18 protein-coding genes are annotated in these 17,191 nt (G+C 57.2%); 6 read left to right on the forward strand and 12 right to left on the reverse strand.

Going from position 1 to position 17,191, the window contains the following annotated elements:
* Nucleotides 1-34: 34 nt before the first annotated feature.
* The 8 genes from ACIQU2_RS14970 to ACIQU2_RS15005 form a co-directional block, all read right to left on the reverse strand.
* On the reverse strand, nucleotides 35-3,679 hold the full coding sequence (locus tag ACIQU2_RS14970) for a transporter substrate-binding domain-containing protein (protein ID WP_403142023.1): 3,645 nt from the start codon (nucleotides 3,677-3,679) through the stop codon (nucleotides 35-37).
* A gap of 8 nt (nucleotides 3,680-3,687) precedes the next feature.
* A complete protein-coding gene (locus tag ACIQU2_RS14975) occupies nucleotides 3,688-4,314 on the reverse strand; it encodes a response regulator transcription factor (protein WP_111452367.1) in 627 nt (208 codons plus the stop codon).
* Between the two features lie 255 nt (nucleotides 4,315-4,569).
* The gene (locus ACIQU2_RS14980) at nucleotides 4,570-4,962 is read right to left on the reverse strand and encodes a response regulator (protein WP_347805576.1); all 393 of its coding nucleotides are present in this window, start codon (nucleotides 4,960-4,962) and stop codon (nucleotides 4,570-4,572) included.
* Between the two features lie 183 nt (nucleotides 4,963-5,145).
* A complete protein-coding gene (locus ACIQU2_RS14985; protein WP_403142029.1) occupies nucleotides 5,146-6,474 on the reverse strand; it encodes a deoxyguanosinetriphosphate triphosphohydrolase in 1,329 nt (442 codons plus the stop codon).
* Nucleotides 6,475-6,543: 69 nt separating this feature from the next.
* Nucleotides 6,544-7,707 (reverse strand): EAL domain-containing protein, encoded by a 1,164-nt coding sequence (locus ACIQU2_RS14990; RefSeq protein WP_403142032.1) that lies wholly within the window; start codon nucleotides 7,705-7,707, stop codon nucleotides 6,544-6,546.
* Between the two features lie 123 nt (nucleotides 7,708-7,830).
* Nucleotides 7,831-8,172, reverse strand: a complete 342-nt coding sequence (locus ACIQU2_RS14995; RefSeq protein WP_140683436.1) for a hypothetical protein — start codon at nucleotides 8,170-8,172, stop codon at nucleotides 7,831-7,833.
* Nucleotides 8,169-8,558, reverse strand: coding sequence for a phage holin family protein (locus ACIQU2_RS15000; protein WP_008145878.1), 390 nt, complete (start codon nucleotides 8,556-8,558; stop codon nucleotides 8,169-8,171). The genes ACIQU2_RS14995 and ACIQU2_RS15000 overlap by 4 nt, the downstream gene beginning before the upstream one ends.
* A 1-nt stretch (nucleotide 8,559) precedes the next feature.
* Entirely contained in the window at nucleotides 8,560-8,874 is a 315-nt protein-coding gene (locus ACIQU2_RS15005; RefSeq protein ID WP_046049174.1) for a YqjD family protein, read from the reverse strand.
* Nucleotides 8,875-9,180: 306 nt separating this feature from the next.
* Between ACIQU2_RS15005 and ACIQU2_RS15010 the strand changes: the two genes are divergently transcribed.
* Complete coding sequence (locus ACIQU2_RS15010) at nucleotides 9,181-10,389, forward strand: ammonium transporter (RefSeq protein ID WP_403142038.1); 1,209 nt, start codon at nucleotides 9,181-9,183, stop codon at nucleotides 10,387-10,389.
* Here the strand turns inward: ACIQU2_RS15010 and ACIQU2_RS15015 are convergent.
* Nucleotides 10,386-12,098 (reverse strand): monovalent cation:proton antiporter-2 (CPA2) family protein, encoded by a 1,713-nt coding sequence (locus ACIQU2_RS15015; protein WP_347804904.1) that lies wholly within the window; start codon nucleotides 12,096-12,098, stop codon nucleotides 10,386-10,388. The two genes, ACIQU2_RS15010 and ACIQU2_RS15015, sit on opposite strands and share 4 nt — an antisense overlap.
* Before the next feature lie 208 nt (nucleotides 12,099-12,306).
* On the opposite strand from ACIQU2_RS15015, the gene ACIQU2_RS15020 reads away from it, so the two are divergent.
* The 3 genes from ACIQU2_RS15020 (at nucleotide 12,307) to ACIQU2_RS15030 (ending at nucleotide 13,992) form a co-directional block, all read left to right on the forward strand.
* Nucleotides 12,307-12,543, forward strand: coding sequence for a glutaredoxin family protein (locus ACIQU2_RS15020; protein WP_111452360.1), 237 nt, complete (start codon nucleotides 12,307-12,309; stop codon nucleotides 12,541-12,543).
* A gap of 169 nt (nucleotides 12,544-12,712) precedes the next feature.
* Nucleotides 12,713-13,030: a hypothetical protein gene (locus tag ACIQU2_RS15025; protein WP_046049178.1), complete on the forward strand. Its 318-nt coding sequence runs from the start codon at nucleotides 12,713-12,715 to the stop codon at nucleotides 13,028-13,030.
* 71 nt (nucleotides 13,031-13,101) lie between these two features.
* Nucleotides 13,102-13,992 (forward strand): pseudouridine synthase, encoded by an 891-nt coding sequence (locus ACIQU2_RS15030; protein WP_347804902.1) that lies wholly within the window; start codon nucleotides 13,102-13,104, stop codon nucleotides 13,990-13,992.
* An 87-nt stretch (nucleotides 13,993-14,079) separates the two neighbouring features.
* Here ACIQU2_RS15030 and ACIQU2_RS15035 read toward each other — a convergent pair whose 3' ends face one another.
* Nucleotides 14,080-14,301 carry a YgdI/YgdR family lipoprotein gene (locus ACIQU2_RS15035; protein WP_282380102.1) on the reverse strand — a complete coding sequence of 74 codons (222 nt, stop codon included), beginning with the start codon at nucleotides 14,299-14,301 and terminating at the stop codon, nucleotides 14,080-14,082.
* A 76-nt stretch (nucleotides 14,302-14,377) separates the two neighbouring features.
* Complete coding sequence (gene mobA, locus ACIQU2_RS15040) at nucleotides 14,378-14,980, reverse strand: molybdenum cofactor guanylyltransferase MobA (protein WP_149629240.1); 603 nt, start codon at nucleotides 14,978-14,980, stop codon at nucleotides 14,378-14,380.
* Nucleotides 14,981-15,061: 81 nt separating this feature from the next.
* Between mobA and moaB the strand changes: the two genes are divergently transcribed.
* Together moaB and glp are read left to right on the forward strand one after the other, a co-directional pair.
* Nucleotides 15,062-15,601: a molybdenum cofactor biosynthesis protein B gene (moaB, locus tag ACIQU2_RS15045; protein ID WP_403142048.1), complete on the forward strand. Its 540-nt coding sequence runs from the start codon at nucleotides 15,062-15,064 to the stop codon at nucleotides 15,599-15,601.
* Entirely contained in the window at nucleotides 15,585-16,811 is a 1,227-nt protein-coding gene (gene glp / locus ACIQU2_RS15050) for a gephyrin-like molybdotransferase Glp (RefSeq protein ID WP_403142051.1), read from the forward strand. The genes moaB and glp overlap by 17 nt, the downstream gene beginning before the upstream one ends.
* A gap of 60 nt (nucleotides 16,812-16,871) precedes the next feature.
* On the opposite strand, the gene ACIQU2_RS15055 is transcribed toward glp, so the two are convergent.
* Nucleotides 16,872-17,186, reverse strand: a complete 315-nt coding sequence (locus ACIQU2_RS15055) for a hypothetical protein (RefSeq protein WP_347804898.1) — start codon at nucleotides 17,184-17,186, stop codon at nucleotides 16,872-16,874.
* Nucleotides 17,187-17,191: the final 5 nt, after the last annotated feature.

Below are 17,191 nucleotides of genomic sequence, written 5' to 3' on the forward strand. Positions count from 1 at the left end.
GATGGTTAACGCACTGCTCAGCGTCCAAGCATAGTTAAGGCTCTGTCATTCTGCTTTTGTCGTGTTTGCCGATCTGTTGCTGCAACGCTTGCTCCAGTTCGAGCATGGCGCGCTCTATAGCCTTGCTGCATTCGGCCACTTCGTCGTGATGGAATACTTCATGGCAGGCCTTTTCCAGCGCCTCGCAGCTGTCGATTACCCGGGAGGCCTGGACGATTCGGGCGGCGCCCTTGATTTTGTGGGCGACGTCGAGAAATGACTGAGGCTCTATGGAGGGGGACAGCGCCAGCAATTCCTGTCGGTCCAGACGGTTGCTGTTCAACAGTTCGGTCAACAATCGCTGGTCCAATACCGGATCTCCACCGGTCAAAAGACGCAGTCCTTGCAGACTGAACGCCGGATCGCGGAGGCTCGGCCTGATGCCTTCAACCCACTGACTCAAGGCTGTCAGGGTAAGGGGCTTGAACAGGCAGTCGTCCATCCCGGCTTGTTTGCAGCGTTGTATTTCTTCCGGTTGTGCGTTGGCGGTAAAACCCAGCACGGTACAAGGCGGGCGGTACGTTTGTTGTTCATGCCGGCGAATGGCGCGGGCCAGTTCGTATCCGTTCATGATCGGCATGTTGCAATCGACAATCACCAGATCGAACGGCTCGGCTTCCCATGCCTGAAATCCCGCCTGGCCATCCGGCGCGACGCTGAATCGGTGGCCCAGAAACTCCAGTTGCTGGCACATGAGCAAGCGATTGGCGGGGTGATCGTCAACCACCAAAACATTCAAGGGGGGCGTCGTGGTGTGGATTTGCGCTTCAACAGTCTCTGGCTTCTGCTCGAGCGGCAGTGTTGCCAGGTGCAACGACACCTCGACTTGAGTGCCGACACCCGGCTGGCTGCTCAATTGCAGGCTGCCGCCCATCATTTCGCACAGGTTGCGGCTGATCACCAGTCCAAGCCCCGCACCGCCTCTGGCTAACTGCCCGGAGTGATCGGCCTGAGCAAAAGGTTCGAACAACCGCCGCTGATCCTGTTCACTGATCCCTATGCCGCTGTCGTGAACCTGCAACAGCATCCGGACCCGCTCAGGTTCGGCGGTCGGATGCAGGTCGACGATGATTCTGACTTGGCCTTGCTCCGTAAACTTGATGGCATTGCTGACCAGATTGGACAAGACCTGCTTGAAGCGCATCGGGTCCAACAGGACATCAAACCCCGGATTGGCAGGGCGAAATTCCAGCAGCAGCCGGAGACTTTTCTGGCGCGCCAGTCCATCGAAGACCCGCACCACCGAGGCCACGATTTCACTTGGATTGACCCGTTCAGGGCTCAGGCTCAGCCGTCCGGATTCAATCCGTGCAATGTCGAGAATGTCTCCGATCAGCTCCAGCAGGTCCTTCGCCGAGTTGTACGCCACATCGATGGCCGGGCGATCCGGGTGCTTATGATCGATGCGTTTCAGCGTCAGTTCGAGCATGCCGATGACCGCATTCATCGGGGTGCGGATCTCATGGCTCATGGTTGCCAGAAAAGTGGTTTTGGCTCGATTGGCTTCATCGGCACGCTCTTTGGCATAGCGCAGATCATCGAACAGTTGGCGCCGTTCGCTGATGTCGATCCAGCCGCCGATGATGCCTTGCACTTCACCGCTCGAATCACGGTAGGGAAGAACCCAGTGGTAAATCGTCAGTCTGCGGCCGCCGATGTGCAGCGCGCGATCGAGAATCAGCGGTATACCCTCGGCTACGACGCGCTGGTAATCGGCCTGATATTCCCGGGCTTCGAACGCATTGCTCATGTTGCCCTGCATGACGCTTTTACCGATCACGTCTTCACGTTTCGCGCAGAAGGCTTCCAGGTAACTGTCGTTGCAGCTTTGCAGCAGTCCCTGGCGATCGCGCACGTAGATGGGATGAGGCGTCCCGTTGACCAGTGATCGCATGAATTCGAGTTGATCGTTCAATGCACGCTCGGCTGCCTGACGCTGCTTTATCTGGCGACGCATGTAAGCGTTCCAGGCAACGGAAATCAGCAGCAGCACCCCGGCACCGATGACGATTTGGTAGAACAGTCGGTGATAGTTGCGCCAGGTACTTTGCGAGGACGCCGAATAGCCGCGCCAACGGCTGTTGATGATGCCCAGTTCTTCCGGCGCAATACTCAGCAGTGCCTTGTTGAGGATGGCGTTCAGTTCTTTGGCTTCCCGGCCTGTGGCCAGGGAGAACGCGGCCTGCCGGGTACCGATGGTCGTAGTGATTTGAAGTGTTTGCTCGAAGAGTTGCGATGAGATGAAGTAGTTGGCAATCACCAGTGAGTTCACCGCACCTTCTGCCTTGCCCTCGGCCAGCAACTCCACGGCGCTGAACGTGTCCGGGGTTTCAATCAGCCTGATCCGCGGGAACTCGTTGCGCAGGTAATCCACCAGGGGATTGCCTTGGGCAATTGCCAGGCGTTTGTCCTGCAACTGCGCAAGGCTTGTCGGGCTGTCGGCGGCTTTGCGAGTCAACAGGACAAAGGAGTTTTGCAGATAGGGGCGGGTGAAGTTCAGCGTCATTTCACGTTGGGCGCTGGGGAGCATGGCGGCGATCAAGTCGGCCTTATTGTCCCTGATCTGCTCGATCATCTCGTCATCACTGCGGCTGCGACGGACGTCGAAGCGCAAACCGGTGCGCAATCTGATCAGCTCGAGCAAGTCCGCGGTAACCCCACGAAAGTTGCCATCACTGTCGAAAAATGTCAGCGGCGCAAAAGCCTCATTGACCACCACACGCACTACCGGGTGTTGCGCCAGCCAGCGCTCCTCGTTGTGGGTGAGCTGCAGTTTTTGATCGGTGAGCAGCATGTCACTGCCGGCACTCCAACGCTTGGCAATGTTGTCTCGTTCGCTGGTGGGGATGGCCATGAGCATTGCGTTGATGATCCCGAGCAGTTGCGGGTTGTCCTTGTGCACGGCAAAGCTGAAACCGTGTGCTTCGTGTTTGCCGAAGTTGGCCATGCGGATGTTGTTCAGATACCCCTTGTTGATCATGTAATGGGTGGAAATGGTGTCACCCAGAAAAACATCAGCCTGGTCGAAGGCAACGGCATTGATTGCATTCTGGTAGGACGGAAAGGACGTGATGATCGCCCCTGGATACATTGCCTTGACCTCCTCCAGTGGCAAATAGTGATACACCATGCTCAGCCGTAGACCGGCCAGGCCATCGGTCAAGGATCTGGTTTCACCTTCGCGTGTCACCAGAACCGGCTGGTCTACGGCGTAGGGGGTGGAAAGTACGATGTCAGCGTTGTGAGCTTCGAATCCATTGGCGGTACCCAGCAAATCGATCTCGCCGCTTTCGAGTGCCTCGATCGCGGCCTCCCGGGACGCAAAGCGCAGAACCTTGATTGGCAAACCGGTGGTTTTGCCAAGGATACCTGCGTAATCGGCGGTAAAACCTTCGTAGTCGTGACCACTGATGGTCAGGTCGAAAGGGGGGTAGTCCGGGGCTGAAGTGCCAAGGATCAGTTCCCGTTTATTCTCAATCCATTGTCGTTGTGATTTATCCAGTTGGACTTCCTGGTGTCCGGCCATCGAGCGACTCATCAGGGTGTAGTTCTCGCTGACGGTCTGCGCAACGGCCACTGAGGTGTTCAGGCATAAACCTGCGGCCATGAGTGTCAGATAATCCTTTATACGACTGGGCATCCTGTCTCTCACACTAACGCGTTACGTTTTGCCATATCGATGAGTTCAACCAGGGATTTGGCTTTGAGTTTTTGCATGAGGCGTTTTTTATAAGTGCTGACAGTCTTGTTGCTCAGAAACATGCCTTTGGCAATTTCTTTATTGGTGCGTCCTTGGGCAAAGAGTTGCAATACCATCAGTTCCCGGTCATTGACTGACTTGAACAGTTCCAGGTCGGCGAAACGCGCGTCATCACTGCGAACAGGATTCAAGGCCTGGCTTGGGAAATAGTTGTAACCTGACAATACGGCTTTTATAGCACTGACCAGTTCACTCAGGTCTTCCTGTTTACACACATATCCCGATGCTCCGGATTGCATGCAGCGAATACCAAAAAGTGTTGGGCACTGTGCTGTTAATACCAATGTTTTCAGGCGGGTACTCATTGCGTTGAAACGGGCGAGAACTTCCAGTCCATCCAGTTTGGGAATGCTGATGTCGAGAATGACCAGGTCAGGCATGCATTCGCGAACCATCTGCATGGCGTCGACCCCATTATCAGTTTCGCCGACGACTTTGTAACCTTCATGTTCAAGCAACATTCTGACGGCAAGGCGGATGACCGGGTGATCGTCGACAATAAAAACGGAGTTCATAATCAAATCCCATACGAGCTCTAATAAAGCGCGCACCTTAGCTCAGATAGTTGAGGCGACGCATGAGCTGACGGACCTGCAGCGGCAATATAGGAACAATCCTACAGCTGAAGAAGAACGGGACTACGTATCAACTAGGTTTTTTATGAAGAAGGGTAAAGGTTGTTGATAGTTAGTCGAGAGGTTGGAAGTATTTAATTGTGAGTTTTGAGTTGGTTTTGGGCTGAATTTTTAGTGCATTTGTTATGCGATTTTTTACAATGAGGCCAAGGTCAACAAGTTTCTAAATTCGGATTGTTTCAGCGGTTTGATCAAGTACCCTAATAATGGCAGTCCGTGTTCGTTGGCCTTTTTTTCAAGTTCATCCAGTTCAGCGGATGTCAGGCTGCTTAACAGAATGGCCTGTCTAATCATCCCCCGGTGGCTGGCGAATTCGACCAGATCAAGCCCGCAGAGGTCGGGCAGACATTGATCGCACAAAAGAATATCAAACGGTTGCACAGCCTTGAGCATTTGTTTCAAGGCGCCATCTGCACTGTCGGTGGTGGTCAGTTGGGTGAAACCGTAACTCTCAAGCAGGTATTGAGTCGCCCGGAGTTGGAAGGGATGATCTTCCACTATCAAGATGCGCAGATCGTCTTTGAACATAGGAGTATTCACGCTTCTTCTGTCGAGCTGAAGGAAGCGAGATTATTTCGCGAGGTTACCGAATAATCGATCAGTTTGCTCAGCGCATGTTGTAGGGGGATTCGGCGAACGTTGAGCGCACTTGGGCTGTGAGAGGTAAATCAACCATTGCAGGCGGCGTAATGGCTGATTACCGGGGGCTCATCAGCGGCTCGAACGACCGGTCATCTCCAGCGCCATTTCGCTTGCATAGCTGTCGGTCATGCCGGCGATGAAGTCAATCATCCGTAGAAACGAGGCGTGCAATGAGCCGTGAGGATTGGGCGCACTGTTCCCCAACAGGTCGAGGACTCGACGACTCTTGAAGGACGGCGTTCGACCGTTGTGCTGTTCCAGTGCTGCGCCGCAGAAGGCGTTGAGCAGGATTTCCAGTGTGGTGTAGGCGCCGATCTCATGCAGGGTCTTGCGCTTGTCCTGGAAGATTTTTTTCCGCGCCATGTCCTTGGCGTTCAGTACGCAACGCTTGGCAGGGCCGTGCATGTGCTCCACCAGATCACCGGGCAGCGTGCCGGTCAGCAACGCGTCCTGTTGCTCGACAAAGGCCCGTGCTGCGGCATTGGTCAAGTGTTCAATGGCTTTGCCTCGCAGGATTGCCAGTTTGCGCCGGCGCGAATCCTGTGGACCAAGCTGGCGATAGGTTTCCGGCAGATCGTCACCCACAAGATCCAGCAACAGGGACTCGACTTCGGCGTACTCCAGCAACTCCATTTCCAGACCGTCTTCCAGATCGATCAGCGCGTAACAGATGTCATCGGCAGCTTCCATCAGATACACGAGCGGATGGCGCGCCCAACGCTGTTCCTCGAGTTGCGGCAGGCCGAGTTTATGGGCGATTTGTTCCAGAAGCGGCAATTCGCTCTGATAGCAACCGAACTTGTGTTTCTTGTAGCCCAGAGAATCCGCGTGTTTTGCCGTCCATGGGTATTTCAGATAAGTACCCAGCGTGGCGTAGGTCAGCCGGGTGCCGCCGTCGAACTGGTGATATTCCAGCTGGGTGAGTACCCGGAAGCCTTGGGCATTGCCTTCGAAGTTGAGGAAGTCATTGCGTTCGACTTCGCTCATTGCATCCAGCCAGCCACGACCGGCGGCTTGCTGGAACCAGTGGCGAATCGCGTCTTCGCCGGAATGGCCGAAGGGCGGATTGCCGATGTCATGGGCCAGGCAAGCCGATTGCACCACCATGCCCAGGTCGCTGGGCTCGCACCAGTCGGGCAGGGCGCTGCGGATGGTTTCTCCGACGCGCATGCCCAGCGAACGGCCGACGCAGCTGACTTCCAGCGAGTGGGTCAGGCGCGTGTGGATATGATCGTTGCTGGTGACCGGATGGACCTGGGTCTTACGCCCGAGGCGGCGAAACGCGCCCGAGAAAATGATCCGGTCGTGGTCTTTGTGGAAAGGACTGCGGCCGAGTTCTTCCGGGCTGTGCAGAGGCTTTCCGAGGCGTTCGCGAGTAAGCAGTGTTTGCCAATCCAAGGCTGGTTCTCTCCGTCAGGTGACTGATTGCTTAAGCTTCCGGGTTCGCGTCCGGACCTGCAAGCGGAACTACAGCCCGACGGCGTCGATATCGATGAGCAGCAGTCGTTCGCCGTGGTCGAAAAATTGCCCGGCGGTGAGGCAGTACTGGTTGCTGGTGGCATCGCGGTAAGTGTTGGAGAGCGTTAGCCTGCGTTCTTCCCAACCCTCTGCCAGCAGGTGATAGAAGTAGGGGCGCCATGACCAGTTGTGGCCCAGGTAACGATTGTCGGCCTCCCAGCCGTTGTTGCGCCATTCAAGGTTGGGCGTCAGCTGCGTGCCGTGACGGTCGCATTGGTAGAAGCGCAGCAGCCAGGGAAATGCATCCAGTTGTGGCAAGGCGCTGAGCGGCGCGCGGGCCTGTGCCCATGCCTGCAGGATGGTCATCAGCTCGCTGAGTTGCTGGCGCATGATCATCAGGCGACCGCGCTCATCCAGCTTCTGCAGAACATAGCGCTGACGCAGTTGCGCGAAGCGCTCGACGAAGGCGTCCGTGGCAAAGAAATCGACTTGGGCCCGGGCGAACAAAAAACCCTGAACGTAGCGCGAACCGCACTCCAGGGCAAAACTCAGTTGAGCCTCGGTTTCCACCCCTTCGGCGATGATCCAGCAACCGGTTTTTTCCGCCATTTGCGCCAGAGCCTTGACCACGTCGCTGCTCGGTCCACCTAACGCAGCGTCCTGGAACAGGCGCATGTCGAGTTTGAGAATGTCCGGTTGCAGCGCGAGTACGCGATCAAGTTGAGAGTATCCGGCACCGAAGTCATCGATGGCGATCCTCGCGCCGGCCTGTCGGTAGCGTGCCACGACGTCGGCCAGGCGCTGAATATCGCCTCCCAATTCGGTGATCTCGAAGACAATGCGTTGCGGATCGACGTTGTGCCTGCTCAATTGCTTGAGGCTCGGTAGAGCCTGGCCCGGCCGCAAGCGGTTGATCCAGCGTGGCGATATGTTCAGGCTCAGAAACCAGTCCGAGTCCGCTTCATGTAGACGGCTCAGCGCGTTATCGCGGATCTGGCGATCCAGGCGACGCAGCGCGATGGCGGGCGTTCGCGGGTCGGCGAACAGCGGCCCCACCGAGGTCAGTTGACCGTCGGCCTGGCGCAATCTTCCCAGTGCCTCGACACCAGCGATACGGCCGGTGGCGGTATCGATGAATGGCTGAAAACAGGCGAGCGGTTGCCCGTCGATCACGGGGCCTCCTTGGTCAGGTCTTGTTATTGGATAAAACCTGTTCACCGGGTAGGCACGCAGGATTGAACCCCTCGATAAAGAGGTTCAATCCCGATTTTGCAAGAATGCAGCCAGATAACGGCCTTAGTGGTGACGCGAAGAGCCTTGCATGACCAGCTTGATCAATGGCCCCAGCGTGGCGCCCAGACGAACCAGTCGAGTGAGGCTGCTGACGCCACCGCTCTTGGCGCCCTTACCCGTCAGAAAGCCCAGCAAGGTCACGGCGGCCACGCCCCAGAGCGGTGCGTGCTTGATGCCGAAACCATCCTGCAGGTTTTGCGTCATCCCGCGCACGCGCTGCAAAGGTTGCAGCAATTGTGCGGATTCATGTCGGATTTCCTGACGATGCATTTCCATGCGCAGGCGGATCAGTGCCTTGCGCATTTCGGTGCGCGAGCTGTTGTGAGGCAGTTCAGGCAGGCTCATGGCAGCAGACGCTCCCGATCGTTGGCCAACTCTTCCAGGGTGCCGTGGAAGGGCGACGATTCATCGAAAATCGCCGCTCTCAAGCGCATCGCACAGAAAATGGCCGCAAGTGTGTAGAAAACACAGAGCCCGATGATGGCCGCCAGACGGTAGGTGTCCCAAAACAGGATCAACACCAGCGTCGACAACCCCACCAGCAACAGCAAGGCAAAAACCAGCGCCAGGCCTGCGAATAGCAACAGGCTTACCGTGCGGGCTTTTTGTTCCTGCAATTCGATGCCGAACAGTTCGACATGGCTGTGCAACAGTCCAAGAAAAGCGGCACCCAGGCGCCGCGGTGAGGAGCTTGGGCCCGTCGCGGACGAGCCGGATTCGCCGATCGCCATATCAGCGCCGAGTGGCCAGCAAGCCAAGCAGGAAACCCACGCCGGCCGCGATCCCGACCGATTGCCATGGGTTGGCCTGGACGTAGTCTTCGGTGGCGGTAACGGCGGCCTTGCTGCGTTCGCGCAGGGAGTCTTCGGTCAATTTCAAGGTTTCGCGCGCACGCAGCAGACTGTCGTGGATTTGCTCGCGCAACTCATCAGCCTGATCGCCGGCCAGCGTTGCGGTGTGTTCCAGCAAGCGTTCGGTGTCGCTGACCAGAGTCTGAAAATCGTTCATCAGGATTTCTTGAGCAGTCTTTGCCTTGATGCTGGCCATGGGTGGATCTCCGTAAGTGGCTTCTGAAGCGTTCGAGTATGAGCCTTGCGTGAAGGTTCAGTACAAATGACTGGTACAACTTTTGCTATGTCGTGGTGCGTCTGCCTGCGCCGTTGCGCTGTTGCTGGGCAGGATTCGAGCAAAACCTTATCTCAAATAATGAAAACTCGCGCAAAGGTTCCAACCTTGTGCGCCAAAGCGGCTCATCGGGATCAATCTGCTGATCTCGGCAAGGTGCAACTTGGTGCATGAATTGTCTGCGCGAACTGCTTTGGTGCTTTTTTAGCCTTCAGGTCTGCCCACCCCATGGAAAATCTGCAAAGCGCTGTGGACAGTCTGGTCCATAGCTCCAATACGTTGTTCATTCTGATCGGCGCGGTCATGGTGCTGGCGATGCACGCCGGTTTCGCCTTTCTTGAAGTCGGCACGGTTCGACAAAAGAACCAGGTCAATGCCTTGTCGAAGATTCTCAGCGACTTCGCCATTTCGACCCTGGCCTACTTCTTTATAGGCTATTGGATTTCCTATGGGGTGACCTTCATGCAACCGGCGGCTGTGATCAATGCTGATCATGGCTATGGGCTGGTGAAGTTTTTCTTTCTGCTGACCTTTGCTGCGGCGATACCCGCGATCATTTCCGGAGGCATCGCCGAGCGTGCCCGGTTTGTCCCGCAGTTGTGCGCGACGGCACTGATCGTGGCATTCATCTATCCGTTCTTCGAGGGCATGATCTGGAACGGCAACTTTGGCCTGCAAGCCTGGTTGCTGGAGCACTTTGGCGCCAGCTTCCATGATTTCGCCGGCTCGGTGGTGGTCCACGCCATGGGCGGTTGGCTGGCTCTGGCGGCGGTGTTGTTGCTCGGGCCGCGCAATGGTCGCTATCGCGAAGGGCGACTGGTGGCGTTCGCGCCCTCGAGCATTCCCTTTTTGGCGCTGGGGTCGTGGATCCTGATCGTTGGCTGGTTCGGTTTCAACGTGATGAGCGCGCAAACCCTGCAAGGTGTCAGCGGGCTGGTGGCGGTGAACTCGTTGATGGCCATGGTCGGCGGTACCGTGGCGGCGCTGATCGTCGGGCGCAATGACCCGGGCTTTCTGCATAACGGCCCGCTGGCCGGGCTGGTGGCGATCTGCGCCGGTTCCGATCTGATGCACCCGGTGGGCGCGCTGATCACTGGCGTCATCGCCGGGGCATTGTTTGTCTGGTGCTTCACTGCGGCTCAAGTCAAATGGCGCATCGACGATGTGCTGGGAGTTTGGCCGTTGCATGGTTTGTGTGGCGTCTGGGGCGGAATCGCCTGCGGCATTTTCGGCCAAAGCGCGTTGGGTGGGCTGGGCGGCGTGAGTCTGATCAGCCAGTTGATCGGCACTGCGTTGGGGGTGGTTGTGGCGCTGGCTGGTGGCTTTGCCGTGTATGGCGCGATCAAGGCGTTCCATGGTCTGCGCCTGAGTCAGGAAGAAGAGTATTACGGCGCTGACTTGTCGGTGCACAAGATTGGCTCTGTGAGCCAGGACTAGGTCTCTTCGTCGTCAGCGCCTGGATAGAAACCGTGCAGCAGACGATAGCGGTCGTGCCGTATCTGGTCGGCCCGCTCCTGCACTTGATGCGCAGGTAATCCCAGCATGATCAGCGCATGGGAGGCGAGCATCAGGCTCGACTCCAGCAGTTCAGGCACGACTTCGCTGGCGCCGGCTGCCTTCAACTCGGCCAACTGGCTGTCGTCGCGCGTGCGCACCAGAATCGGCACGGTCGCGTTGAGTCGCCGCGCTTCCTTGAGGATCAGCAACGCGATGTCGGCCTGATCCACGGCGATCACCAACAGCCTGGCGCGCTCCAGCCCTATCGCGACCAGCAGTTCACCGCGACGTGAGTCGCCATAATGCACACAGGTTTCACCAACGGCGGCTTCGTGGACACGCACCGGATCAGTATCCAGTGCGATGTAGGGTTGCTGCGCGTTGCGTAGTGCGCGTCCGATTGACTGACCTACACGACCGTAGCCACATATAACGACATGGTTGTGTAACCCGGCATTGAGCGCGCTGATTTCTTCAAGTTTTGCTTCTTCGTTGGGTTTGCGATGCAGGCGTGTGGCGATGTGGGGCGCGGCGCGCAGCAACAACGGCGTGACGAGCATCGAACAGAAGGTCGCCGCCAGCAACAGGCCACCAAAATCCGCGGGCATCAGTTTGTTCTGCTGCATCTGTGCCATCAGCGCAAAGCAGAACTCGCCGCCCTGGGCCAATGCCAGGCCGCTGCGCCAGGCGGTTTCGCCATCGCTGCCACGCCATTTGACCAGCAGCGCAACGACGCTGCCCTTGAGCAGCAACAACCCCAGGGTCAGACCGAGAATCAGCAGGCCGTGGCTGGCGAACAACTGCAAGTCGATCAGCATGCCGATACTGACGAAGAACAGCCCGAGCAGGATGTCGCGGAACGGGCGGATGTCGGCCTCGATCTGGTGCCGGTAATGGCTTTCCCCCAGCAGCATGCCGGCGAGAAACGCACCCAGGGCAGGCGAGAGACCGAGCAGGTGCGTCAGCCACGCCGTCAGCAGAACAATGACTAGCGCCAGTAGCACGAACAGTTCCGGGGAACGGGCAGCCGCCACTTCATGGAACAGCCGCGGCAGTAACCAGCGACTGGCCAGCAACAGGCCGACGAACAACACGACGGTTTTACCCAGCGTCAGTGGCAGCGCCCAATACCAGGCCTGATCGCTGCTGCCAGCGAACACCGGCACCAGGGTCAGCAGCAATACCGCGACGACGTCCTGGAACAGCAACACGGCAATGGCATTCTGGCCGTGGCTGCTGAAAATCTCGCCGAGACTGCTCAGCTCTTTACTGACAATGGCCGTGGAAGACAGCGACAGGCCGGCGCCGAGTAACAGCGCAGGCGTGATCGGCATGCCGAGCAGCATCAGCAAACCACCTAGCAGCATCCCGGAGCACAGCACCTGCAGACTGCCAAGCCCAAACACCACTCGGCGCAACACGAGCATTTTTGACAGGGAAAATTCCAGCCCAAGGGAGAACAACAGAAACACCACGCCCAACTCGGCGAGGTCCGGCAGCTCTTCGCTTTCATTCACCCAGTTGAATGCTGTCGGCCCGATCATCAGTCCCACGCACAGGTAACCCAGCACCGGTGGCAATCGCAGGCGCTGGAACAGTGCAATCATCACCAGGGAGGAGGCGAGGATGATCAACAGGTTGGCGAACACAAAAAACTCCGGTGATGGACGCTGGCAATTCAAGCGTAGAGGCAAATAATCCGTGAGCATCGCGCAATGGGTATTGAAGACGACTGATGTGCGTCAGCGTATTGCCGTGATCCGTTGCCGTTATGGCCCAAGGGTAGAGCATTCAATGGCTCGACGGCTTTTCGGGGCAGGCCTAGAATGGTGACTTAATTTTTTCGGTTGAGCGCTCATGCTTCCTGAATGTCAGCTGTTCGGCACCCTTGGGTGTCATCTCTGTGAAGTCGCCGAAGCCATGCTGATGGAATTTGTCGAGCGCGGTTTGCTGGTGGAGCTGGTGGATATCGCGGACGACGAAACATGGTTCGAAGCTTACAGTCTGCGTATTCCGGTATTACGGCGGGTCGATACTGGTGCTGAGCTGGGCTGGCCGTTCAGTGCCGATCAGGTAGTGGCGTTCCTGCGTTAAGCGGTGGTTGCGGTGGCGGTGTTCCCGCCTGTCGAACTTTGCGATGGATCCTCTTGGCTTTACCGGTGCTGATCGGATACTGTATGCGTATACAGTTATTCGTGATACCTGCCTTGCACCCCTGGTTTTCGGGTTTGGGCAGGCGGTCCGGGCGTGAGAGGGATGAATCGTGGTCAATGTCGAACAATTGAAGAACAGCGTGAACCGGATGTCGGCGGACGTGGTGCGCGAGGCTGTCCTCGAATTGCGTCTGGATGGCCTGGTGACAGAAGGAAAAACTCCCTTCAATAAACTGCATTTCAATACCTGTTTCGCCGAAATCGAAGCCTTGTTCCAGCGCGCGGGTTATCACCGGCAGTTGGATGTCGTGGGTTATCAGGGTTTGTTGTATGCGCTTTATGATCCTGGTCGCTGGGAGGCAGTCGATGTGCTGCGCTGGCTCAAGGAGTTCACCGAAGCGGCAGCGCGCGCGCAGATACCGGCTTGAGGATTCTCTTCTAGGTTCGTTCCGGCCGCTGTTGGATAATGCTGCCCTGTATTGAGGGTTAGAACTTTCGTATGTCCACTTCATCTTTTTCTGCTGCACACAACCAGGCCAGCACGCTCTACTTGCCGCCTGGTCCGTGGCAGACCGTACTCGATTGTCTGTGCGAACATTTCAGCGCCATCGGTCGTGAACAATGGCTGGACAGAATCGCTCGCGGTCGTGTCCTCGACGGTCACGGCATGCCGATCGCCCTTGATCTGCCTTACAAGGAAGGCTTGCGGATTCATTATTTCCGTGAGGTGCCGGACGAAAAGCCGATCCCGGTGGTTGAGTCGATTCTGTACGCGGATGAGCATCTGGTCGTGGCGGACAAGCCGCATTTTCTGCCGGTGACTCCGGCGGGTGAATACGTGGAGCAGACCCTGTTGCGGCGGCTGATCCGTCGACTCGATAACCCGCATCTGGTGCCTTTGCATCGCATTGACCGGCACACCGCGGGGCTGGTGCTGTTTTCCGCCAACCCTCAGAGCCGTTCTGCCTATCAGTCGTTGTTTCCTACGCGGCAGATCGAAAAGCGCTACGAGGCAATTGCGCGAGCGTTGCCTGAACTCTCTTTTCCATTGATCCATAAGAGCCGACTCATCGATGGCGAGCCTTTCTTCCGCATGCAGGAAGGTCCGGGCGTCAGCAATACCGAAACGGCTGTCGAAGTCAGGGAGAAGAACGGTGACCTCTGGCGTTATGCGCTTTACCCGGTGACGGGCAAGAAGCATCAATTGCGGGTGCACATGACAGCCTTGGGCGCCAGCATCTGCAACGATCCGTTTTATCCTCACGTACTCAAGGATGTTGAGGATGACTATGCCAATCCTTTGAAACTGCTCGCTCAGGGGCTACGGTTTGTGGACCCGGTCACCGGCCAGGAAAGAGCATTCGAAAGCACCATCACCCTGCAGTGGTGATCGCGAGTTCAGCAAATCAGCTGATCTTCAGCCACGAAAAAGCCCGCATAAAGCGGGCTTTTCCATATCCGGTTGTCACCGCAAAAATTACAGCTCTTTAACGGTACGAACCTGATCCTTGTTGATGCGGGTCTGCTTGCCATCCAGTTGTTCGAATTCGTAGAAACCCGAATCTTTATCGAACTGTGGCGCGTCGACAGCCTGGATTTCTCGACCGTCATTCAAGGTGATCACTGTAGGCGATGCGCAACCGGCGAGGGTAGCGAGGCCCAGTGCGAGCATGAAAGTGGCGAGGGTCCGTTGAGTCATGAGTGTGTCTCCGAATATGAATTCTTTTGGTTACTGAGCTTGAGACGTGTACAGCGCGTGCAAGTTCCTTCTCCTGTCAGTCTGACACAGAGTTGTGGGCACTTAACAGTTCTGGTGTGTTGAGGTTTGCCAGGCGTGGATCATTGTCGGGGCATTGCAGGGCGGTAGCGCCCAGTTTGCGCATGAGGCGCCCCGGGCTGCGTTCACCGTCGTTCCAGGCGCTTTCGATATCGGCCGAGAGCGCCACGGGGATGATGCACAGCAGAGGTTCCCAGTGTTCGCCATGGCGCAGCATCAGCGGTTGGTCCGGGTGCTGGCTGGCGGAGTCGCGCATGCTATTGAGCAGCGCGGCGTCTATGCGTGGTACGTCACACGGTAGCACCAGCAAATGCGCATGGCGGGCGGCCTTCAGGCCTGCGCGAATACCGGCCAGGGGGCCAGGAAAGTCGCCTTCATCGTCATGAACCAGCTGGTCGGCGTAGGGCGCGTACTTTTCCAGGTTTCTGTTGCAGGAGATGATCAGGTCATCGCTCAGGGAACGGGTCTTGCGGTGCAAGTGGGCAATCAATGGCTCGCCGTGCCATTCCAGCAGCCCTTTGTCCTGACCGCCCATGCGTTGGCCACGACCACCTGCCAGGAGCAGAATGGAACAGGGCGGCAGATGTGTATTCGAGGTCATGGCAGGTCTCCATGGGGGCGGCGAAAAAATGAGGCGCTGTGATATAACACCGGGCTGTTTCTCCTACAACTGGATGAGCCTATGAAAGCCAAGGCTGATGTACCTTTCGCACCGCTCAATATCGCGGTGCTGACGGTCAGCGATACCCGTACCCTGGAAACCGATACCTCAGGACAGGTCTTCGTCGACCGTTTGAGCGCTGCCGGCCATAACCTGGCGGCCCGGGTTCTGCTCAAAGATGATCTCTACAAAATTCGCGCGCAAGTCGCCCACTGGATTGCCGACGATGTCGTGCAGGTGGTGCTGATCACTGGCGGTACCGGTTTCACGGGACGCGACAGCACTCCGGAAGCGGTGAGTTGCCTGCTGGATAAACAGGTCGACGGTTTTGGTGAGCTGTTCAGGCAGATATCGTTGGCGGATATTGGCACCTCTACTGTTCAGTCCCGTGCCCTGGCCGGCTTGTCCAATAGCACGCTGGTCTGCTGTTTACCGGGTTCGACCAATGCCGTGCGCACCGGCTGGGATGGCATTCTTGCCGAGCAGCTGGATTCGCGGCACCGCCCGTGCAACTTCGTCGCTCATCTCAAACAGGCGGCACCCTGTGAATCCCGCGGGTAAGCCAGGCAAGACTGGCAGTCTGATGGCTGTCGAGGTGGCACTGGCACGCTTGCTGGCAATGGCCGAAGCCTCACCGATTTGTGAGCGTGAACGCTTGCCATTGGCGCAGGTTCAGGGCCGGGTGCTGGCCGATGACCTGGTCTCGACGCTTGATCTGCCACCTTGGCCCAACAGTGCCATGGACGGCTATGCCTTGCGCATGGCCGACTGGACTGGAGAGCCATTGGTGGTCAGCCAGAAGATTTTTGCCGGTCAGGCTCCGGAGCCCTTGAAGCCTGGCACCTGTGCACGAATCTTCACCGGTGCGCCAGTGCCCGCAGGTGCAGATTGCGTCGAGATGCAGGAAAACACCGAGGTTCAGGCGGATGAGCGAGTACGTTTCACCGAAACCATGACTCCAGGACAAAACATTCGTCCTCAAGGCCAGGAAGCTACTGTTGGTGAATTGATTCTGCCGGCCGGCACGCGCCTCGGGCCGATCGAACAGGGGTTGGCTGCATCGCTGGGATGCGCAGAACTGGACGTGATTCGCAAGGTTCGCGTTGCTGTTCTGTCCACCGGGGATGAACTGATTGAACCGGGTCAGGCTCTGGGGCCGGGACAGATCTACAACAGCAATCGAGTGTTGCTTTGCAGCTGGTTGCAGCGCCTGGGCTGTGAGGTGATCGATGCCGGAATTCTTCCGGATGATTTAGCGACCACCCGCGCTCGACTGGGTGAATTGAAAGATGTCGATCTGATCCTTTCCACCGGTGGTGTCTCGGTAGGAGAGGCTGACTTTCTGGGCATTGCCTTGCGTGAAGAGGGTGAGTTGACGTTGTGGAAACTCGCCATCAAACCCGGCAAACCGTTGACATTCGGGCATTTTCGCGGCGTACCTGTGATTGGTTTGCCTGGCAATCCGGCTTCAACGTTGGTGACCTTTGCTTTGTTGGCAAGGCCCTATCTCTTGCGCCGACAGGGTGTAAAAGAGGTTGAGCCCCTGAAGTTTCAGGTGCCTGCAGGGTTTGCATGGCCAAAATCAGGCAATCGACGCGAGTACTTGCGCGGACGTCTGGAGAATGGCCGGGCAATTATCTACAGTAATCAGAGTTCTGGTGTACTGCGTAGCGCTGCCTGGGCTGATGGCCTGGTTGAGGTGCTGGAGGATCGCACGCTGATCGAAGGTGACTACGTGGACTTCATCCCGCTGAGCGAAGTCCTGAGCTGACTCCTGCCGCGGGCTTACTGCGCAAACCCGGTTGATCGAACCGGGTTTTGCGTTCCTGGCTTACCCTTGGTGAGCCAGGAGTGTCACGACCTGGTCGAAACGGCTATTGGCGATCCAGACCAGAACCCCGATGACGACGGCTGTTCCGATAGCCGAATAGGCAAGCCTGTGTTTTATGGATTTGACGTCACTACGGATTTCATCCATGTCTCGTCGGATGTATTTGAGGTGTGTCTCCAATTCAACGACGCGAGATTCCATAGCAGCTTCTCCAATGGGCTTTGCGCTGTTTTTGAATTCAGCTTGATGATTGACGCGTTTTTCTGCGAACGGTATGACCGGGATGTCCGGTGACCTGATTTCATGGTTTTGCATGGCAC

Origin of the sequence: Pseudomonas sp. NPDC098740, assembly GCF_044760065.1 — a bacterium.
GTDB classification, from domain to species: domain Bacteria; phylum Pseudomonadota; class Gammaproteobacteria; order Pseudomonadales; family Pseudomonadaceae; genus Aquipseudomonas; species Aquipseudomonas rossensis.